The organism is Acinetobacter sp. YH16032 (genome assembly GCF_013417345.1).
Taxonomy (GTDB): domain Bacteria; phylum Pseudomonadota; class Gammaproteobacteria; order Pseudomonadales; family Moraxellaceae; genus Acinetobacter.
This window is the reverse complement of the sequence record NZ_VPEE01000056.1, coordinates 1-7,154: the sequence shown is the minus strand read 5'-3', so window position 1 is coordinate 7,154 and position 7,154 is coordinate 1. Positions and strand designations below refer to the sequence as shown.

The 7,154-nt window shown below is 36.5% G+C and carries 6 protein-coding genes; 4 read left to right on the top strand and 2 right to left on the bottom strand.

What is annotated here, in order from left to right:
- Positions 1-177: 177 nt before the first annotated feature.
- The 3 genes from FTV32_RS15315 (at position 178) to FTV32_RS15305 (ending at position 3,150) form a co-directional block, all read left to right on the top strand.
- Entirely contained in the window at positions 178-1,173 is a 996-nt protein-coding gene (locus FTV32_RS15315) for a hypothetical protein (RefSeq protein ID WP_180029068.1), read from the top strand.
- Positions 1,174-1,428: 255 nt separating this feature from the next.
- On the top strand, positions 1,429-2,316 hold the full coding sequence (locus FTV32_RS15310) for a replication initiation protein (protein WP_180029067.1): 888 nt from the start codon (positions 1,429-1,431) through the stop codon (positions 2,314-2,316).
- A 177-nt stretch (positions 2,317-2,493) separates the two neighbouring features.
- On the top strand, positions 2,494-3,150 hold the full coding sequence (locus tag FTV32_RS15305) for a BglII/BstYI family type II restriction endonuclease (RefSeq protein ID WP_180029066.1): 657 nt from the start codon (positions 2,494-2,496) through the stop codon (positions 3,148-3,150).
- Here FTV32_RS15305 and FTV32_RS15300 read toward each other — a convergent pair.
- Both FTV32_RS15300 and FTV32_RS15295 read right to left on the bottom strand, forming a co-directional pair.
- Entirely contained in the window at positions 3,143-3,958 is an 816-nt protein-coding gene (locus FTV32_RS15300; protein ID WP_180029065.1) for a DUF2310 family Zn-ribbon-containing protein, read from the bottom strand. The two genes, FTV32_RS15305 and FTV32_RS15300, sit on opposite strands and share 8 nt — an antisense overlap.
- Before the next feature lie 60 nt (positions 3,959-4,018).
- Positions 4,019-4,273, bottom strand: coding sequence for a helix-turn-helix transcriptional regulator (locus tag FTV32_RS15295; protein ID WP_180029064.1), 255 nt, complete (start codon positions 4,271-4,273; stop codon positions 4,019-4,021).
- 92 nt (positions 4,274-4,365) lie between these two features.
- On the opposite strand from FTV32_RS15295, the gene FTV32_RS15290 reads away from it, so the two are divergent.
- Positions 4,366-5,544: a DNA adenine methylase gene (locus FTV32_RS15290; RefSeq protein ID WP_180029063.1), complete on the top strand. Its 1,179-nt coding sequence runs from the start codon at positions 4,366-4,368 to the stop codon at positions 5,542-5,544.
- The last annotated feature ends 1,610 nt before the right edge of the window (positions 5,545-7,154 follow it).

The following is a 7,154-nucleotide window of genomic DNA, read 5'->3' as shown; positions in this document are numbered from 1 at the left end:
GTGTCAATTAAGTCCGACCAATGCCGAAGGCATTGGTAAAAGTGGCTTCGCCACTAAATTTTTATAAAAGCCTTATAAATTAATGGTTTTAACCATTATTAAATATTGCTTGATTACACACCCCTTTTATAATATTGTTTGGTGACAATTTTATAAATATTGCTTGGTGACAATTTTATGATTCATTACAGCCCAATGAGTCGTTATACAGCTCAGAAGATTGTAGATAAGGTCGGGCATGGGGCTTATTTTTATTCTCATTTTTCTGTGGATGGGGAGGACAATCTATTTTTCCCTAAAATAGACAATCTGATTAAGAAATTAACCGATAAATACCACTTAGACCTAACTCCGAGACAAAGATCGTACCGACTGAACACTAAAAAAGAGCCTATTGCCGACCTAATTGTACAAAAGCGTGTAAATAGTACGATTTTTGATTTTTGGCTTCTTATTACTACGCCTAATACTCATAAATTTAATACGCAGCTCAGCCAAATAAACTTGAAACCACGTCTATCTGGACAGCGAGTAGCTGAGGCTGAAACTATTGTTTGGAATCGTGAAAAAGAACAACAAGAAGTAAGCGTTATCCAGGCCTACTTTCGAGATCAGGAAAAGTTCAAATTTGTGCTTCAAAAACCCTATTTAAAGCTCGATTTTGGTAGTGGTAAGTATGTTGAGCTAGTTCGACTTTCACACTCGTCCAAAAACTCAAAAAAATATGCTTCAAATCGTGAAAAGAGCGAGAAAAACTATACTTGGACATGGAGGTATGACGAACCAACGGTTCATTTAATCGAGAAAAAGTACAAAGAAATCATTAATGATTTGATTTCTAATCCTAATAAATCAGTGGGCATTGGGAAATGGCAGCAGCTAAATGCTGATTTGCGACATTACACCGTGTTTAAAGGTAATCGTCATCAAGTTGGGCGGCTATTTACGCAAGCTATTGGCTATCACTACAAGAAAGGACAATCGAATCTAAGAAAAGCTGAATATTATCAGCCGTTGACGCTATCTTATTTGTCTAGACAAGAAAACTATGCGGAAAATTTTTTCCAATTCGTAGTCTTAAGGCATCTTTTCGAGACAGTTGGCAAAGAGTTTGGAAAAGACAATGTGAATTCGGATACTTATAACGATTTGATTAATAAATATTTAATCTAGTTTATGAGTAGTAAAATTCCCATAAAAATGGGTATTAAAATACCCATTGCGGTATATTTTTTTACTTTAAAATTAATGGTTTAACTTTCGTATGAGTTTGATGTAAACTTTCTTTTGAGCGAAAAAAAACCCGATGTGGCGTCGGGCATTTTTTCGGGAACTTGATGAGAATAATCTCAACTAGCACACCAATTATCTGAACCCTAATTGTAGCTAGTTGAGTCCACAAAAACAAGAGAACTAAGGACTTAAAGCATGGCTGTGCCTGCTCACCAACTAGATATTTTTTATGAGGATTTGCCTTATAAACCTTACTGTGCAGATTTCTTAGATCGGGGCTTAGATATATACCCAAGATTTGAAGCGGTTAAGAGGAGGTTTATACAAGGTAATCAACCTTGTATGGTCAACTATTTGTTTTTTGACCTAGATCATGAGGATTCTGTTCTTGCTTGGCATACAGAAAACTTACCTCCTCCATATTGGACAGCTCGTAATCCGAAGAATGGTCATTGCCATATCTGTTATAAGCTCGAAACCCCTTTTCCTACGACAGAAATCGCTAGTATTAAGCCGATTAGATATGCGAGTGCGATACAAGCTGCGTATGCAAAAAAATTAGGGTCAGATACCTCATATAGCCGCTTAATTACTAAAAACCCTCTACATAAGCATTGGGATGTTGTTTTTTGGAGTGATGAAGCATATTCCCTTGGTTATCTTGCCGACTTCGTTGATCTTGATAAGAAGCCCGCTCCTGAAGCAAAACAACAAGGTTTAGGCAGAAACTGCACGATTTTCGATACAGTGCGTCATTGGGGATATCGTAAGGTCAGAGAGTATTTAAGACAAAAGGCAAGTTATGACGCATGGTATAAAGACGTTTTAGCGCGTGTTTTGAAAGAGAACGAAAATTTCCCTGAACCCCTACTGTATGGTGAGCTAGTTCAAATTGCTAAAAGTATTGCTAAATGGATATGGAATCGTTTTTCTTTAGAAGATTTTAGTGATATTCAGGCTCAAAGAGGAGCAAAGGGTGGATCAAAATCTAAAGGTGGTGGTAGACCTTCGTTAGGTGAGCCTTGGAAAGAATTAGGTATTAGTAGAGCAACATATTTTCGCAGAAAGAAATCTCAAAATTGAGACTAAACAAGCCTTATCAGATATCAGCCCCCTTTAGGGGGTTTTGATTGTCAGAAGAGTCAATTCTGTATATGTTCCACGCTTTAATATTACTACTTAACTTAGGCTAATTTTTAATTTGATTTTTAATCTTTTTCTTTAGCTTTATACTTCATCAAAATTTTAGTTTTGATGTTTATGTCTACCTTACTTTTTCCGCAAAATATTAGAGATAACTATGAAATAGAGGAATACCGTAATGGTATTTCCATTCTTAGACATGCCTTTCCTACTGAGTGGAATGATCTAATAGATTTACTTTCAAGTTTTGTTTTAAGGAAATCAGAGATTGTTGCACCTGGTGGTAAGAAGTCTACTGTTGCTGATCAGCTTGATAGTTTCCTTTATGCAAGAGGTTGGGGAGAAACAGAGTTTAAGACAGCTATCCATTTAAATGAGGTTGAATACGTTAAAACTTTTAATCCTAATGGAAGTAGTACAATTCAACCTGTATCTAAAAATGTTTCTATTACAGAAGTTCCTACTCACAAAATTGATTGTTTTAAAAATAAGGTAGCAATTGAAGTCGAATGGAATAATAAAGATACATTCTTTGATCGAGATTTAAATAACTTCAGATTGTTATTTGATTTAGGAGCTGTATCGGTTGGTGTAATTATTACAAGGTCTTCAGAACTACAAAGACTATTCACCAGTTTAAATAAGGGCAGTTCTTATGGGTCTTCTACAACACACATGGGGAAATTAAGAAGTAAGTTATTTGGTCAAGGTTCAGGTGGTTGTCCTGTTATTGCCATAGGGATTAAAGCAAGTCTTTATGATGAACTCAGTTAAACAGATTCATTAATTCGCTTTCATCCGACCAATTTTGACTCAACTCACTCACCAAACGACTCTCATCGCATTTAAAATCAATATAGTGATAGGTATTGGCAGGCAATAGCCAATCCTGCCCTGTCAGTGGACATTTTTGTTCCATATCTTCTGCCTGTGTCCAATCACGGTAATTCATTAGAAAATAATAGGTGGGTACACCTGTGCTTTGTTCAATGATACGGCACAATTCTCGACCTATTTTGCTATGCTCAGAATTGGGATTTTGCATTTGCTCTAAGGCAAAGGCTTCACTTACTGGTTGAGAACCAAGCCACAAACGATATAACGCTTCAGCCTGACGATACCATGACCACACATTATCATAACAAGGGTGATCAGGTTGGGTATATGGGATTTTATATAGAGGAATGCCTTGTAAGGTTACTCCATCTAGTAAAGGCGAACTCCAGCCCCAACGCAACATGTAAAATTCAGATTGCGTTGGTACGGCATAACGGGGAAGAGGATAGTCATGGTCTTCTCCGATATACAAGGTTTGAATGGGTTTACCTGCTAACTGTTCGATTTTATTGTGCATTTCTTGGGCATAGCTGTTCATATTTTTACGGTCAAGGGCATCCATTTCAGGACACACCACAGTCACGCGAGTAATATCATTTTGGCTAACAGCTAAATGATGGTTACGGGGTAATATTTGTCCGTTGCCTTCTAAATTTCCTAAATAACAAAATACATCATGGTCGTGGCTATCATCATCTTCAGCGATACCTGTATATTGGGGTATGATAATATCAAAGGCGTGCATTTTTATATCTCATGCTTAATTTATATTAAATATATTTGGGGATGTTGCTGTTGAAATTGGTTAAAGTGCTGTCTTGTAGTACACATTAATAAAGCTTTCTAAGATTTCCTCAAAATCACAGAGAGTTTTATTTAACTCTCTGCAAATTATATAGACTTCTGAAATTTCTAAAGCACGATCTCCATTTTCATATTTGGAAACGAAGCTTTGTGGTTTACCTAACATTTTAGCTAATTGAGATTGGGTGATTTGAGCATCTAGTCTCATTTGCTTTAATGTTTGAACACATAAAGACTTCATTAGATTTTTATCCATCTGTTTTCCCTATTTGACTCTTCTAACTTTCTTACATAGAATCCTAAAACTAAATCCTAAATTAGGATTTAGTTTTTTTATTAAGGATTTTTATGCTAACTGCACAACCATTTCCTAGTTTAATCAAATATATGGGTTCTAAAACGAAGATCATTGATTTTATTGTTGATGGAATCAATTTTATTCATCAAAAAGATAGACCCGTATTAGATCTATTTGCTGGAAGTGCTTCACTTGCAGGAGCAATTGGGAAACAAGTTAATTTCATTTCCAACGATATTCAGGAATATTCAAAGATATTATCTAAAACTTACTTAGTAGTTTTAAATGAGACGGATATTCCAGATATCTCTCATATTTATGATCAGGCTTTAAGTATTGTAGAACATAATTTAGATAAAAATTATGTCATTGATTACAATAAACTAAATAACATAAATGAATTCAATAATTTAGAAGAAAAGCAAAAGGATCTCATTAATCTTGATTTCAATTATGAATACCATTTATTTGCAAAAAACTATTCAGGTACATGGTGGTCTTATGAACAGTGTGTATGGATTGATGCTTTAAGAAAAATTGCGGATGAATATAAAGATAAGCCGATTTATTCTATTTTTCTGTCTTCATTGATGTTCGCAATGGCTTATACAAGTCAAGGAACAGGTCACTACGCTCAGTATAGAGATGCAAAAACAAATTCTTCGTTTAAAGATATTTGTATCTATAGAAAAAAAGAAGTTTTTAAGTTTTTTGATAAAAAATTTAAGGAACTATGCCGTTATAGCTTGCTCTCAGTAAATAGTTTTACGTCTAAGTTTTTATCATGTGATTTTAAAGATGCACTAGAACTTTTTGATGGTGGAACCGTGTATGCAGATCCTCCATATTGTTTTGTACATTACAGCCGCTTTTATCATGCGTTAGAAACTCTCGTTTTATATGATTATCCTGAGATTCAGAAAAAAAATAATGTAATTGTGAAAGGGAGATATAGAGAAGACAGACACCAGTCTCCTTTCTGTATAAAGACTAAGGTTGAAGATGCTTTCTTAGATTTATTTAAAGGAGTTGAACAGAGTAATTCTCAACTGGCACTTAGCTATAGCAATACGGGAATGATTAGTTTAGAAACTATGATGGAAATAGCATCCAGTTTGTGGAATAGCGAAAGAATTGAAATTTTAACTACTGATCATCAGCACATGACTTTAGGACGTCAAGGTACTCGATATAGAGACGTCAAAGAGTGTCTTCTTTTAATCAAATAGGCACTCTCTCTTTTCGCTTTCTTTGCCGAAGAAAACCGAGAGAGTAGTAGTACACTAACGTGGTGACCACGCTGTTTATCGTATAGTCCAGGTCGGCAGTCTGGTCATCATCACAGTACGCCCTTTCTTTACTAAAAAAAGGTAAAAACTCACAGATTAGAATGTCTGCTGCATCAGTTTTTCTAAACTTTAAAACTATCCAGTGAGATAGCACACGGCACTATTGAACAGAGTGGTGATTAACAAGACTGTTGCACTTTAAAAGTGACTAAATATCACATCAATTCTTTCATTCGACTGTTGTTTAGTCCTGCATAAGTCAGGAGACCAATCCTGACTCAAACAAAACAACGATGGCGACCAAACCATCTATAACAAGTTTTTCGCATTTTTAGATAACAACATAAAACCGACTCAAACTTTCGGAAACACTCCATGTAAACATCACATAGAGTTTAGACTCCCTTTACCAATTACGACTGCCAATCGCAATTGAGTTCGCCTATTGTTTTAGCAATATTTGCCACGACTTCAACATATAACAAGTTATATGCCTTATACGCCCTACTCATCTTCTCTCCCTCTCTTACCCTACCAATGCCATGACAGCAGCAGATAAGAGATTCCCAAGTTATTTCTAGCAATCTTAACGACCAGACCGCCTATGTTCTTTCTTCTGCCTGCACTTCCATTTTCCCCCCAACGCGGTTCCTTAAAAAACTGGGGATATGGCAGATCAGATAAATCTGTACAGAAGAAATCAGAACGTAAGGCTCTTGATCTACACGTATCTCGGGCAATTATGGAATTATTTCATGCATCCCGATGTATACTGCTTAAGCTATCCGTTGACCCACCTTGCTTGAGATTATCTCACTCAGTGGTGCCGCTGCTTCCAAGTTTCCTCTCCGCAGCCGATAACATCGCTGTTACCTCAAACGCCTACAGTTGTGCTTATGAACTGCGCCTATCCGTTGTTTCCAACGTGCATGAGCCGCAATACATAACCGTTATTAACGAACCTTAACTTCCTGTCAGGTTCTCACGGTAATTGCTAGAACAGGGTTTTCGATGTAAACAACCATCTAGCTAGGCTATATCTAACCTAACGACCATTTCACAATCTTTCGATTGCTTATAGGCTCCCGTGTCCTTGTCGCCCAACCCCGTGAAAAGTCATAAAGAAAAATCACAGCAAGATTGGATCGAAAGGGTTACCCCCAGCGCCCATCAGATCGTACCGAACCCTGCTTCCAAGGTAGTACGCTCAATCGGTCATCCCAAAATGGCTAGTAATGGAACGTGCGCTATCTAAAAAAACATGGCTTTAAGCAGGCTGATTGCCTGCTCAAAACTCGTTAAAACGGTTTGGTCAGGCAGTTGGTCAGACTGCTTCAGTCAATGAATAAATCCATCATATAACAGGTAAAAAGCGGTGTAAATATCGTCACCTAGGAACCACTTAATTGCACGATGACAAATTGTGTCAATTAAGTCCGACCAATGCCGAAGGCATTGGTAAAAGTGGCTTCGCCACTAAATTTTTATAAAAGCCTTATAAATTAATGGTTTTAACCATTATTAAATATTGCTTGATTACACACCCCTTT

Excerpts from the sequence above, each read along its gene's own strand:
- FTV32_RS15315 (WP_180029068.1), top strand. The coding sequence starts at position 178 with ATGATTCATTACAGCCCAATGAGTCGTTATACAGCTCAGAAGATTGTA.
- FTV32_RS15310 (WP_180029067.1), top strand. The coding sequence starts at position 1,429 with ATGGCTGTGCCTGCTCACCAACTAGATATTTTTTATGAGGATTTGCCT.
- FTV32_RS15305 (WP_180029066.1), top strand. The coding sequence starts at position 2,494 with ATGTCTACCTTACTTTTTCCGCAAAATATTAGAGATAACTATGAAATA.
- FTV32_RS15300 (WP_180029065.1), bottom strand. The coding sequence starts at position 3,958 with ATGCACGCCTTTGATATTATCATACCCCAATATACAGGTATCGCTGAA.
- FTV32_RS15295 (WP_180029064.1), bottom strand. The coding sequence starts at position 4,273 with ATGGATAAAAATCTAATGAAGTCTTTATGTGTTCAAACATTAAAGCAA.
- FTV32_RS15290 (WP_180029063.1), top strand. The coding sequence starts at position 4,366 with ATGCTAACTGCACAACCATTTCCTAGTTTAATCAAATATATGGGTTCT.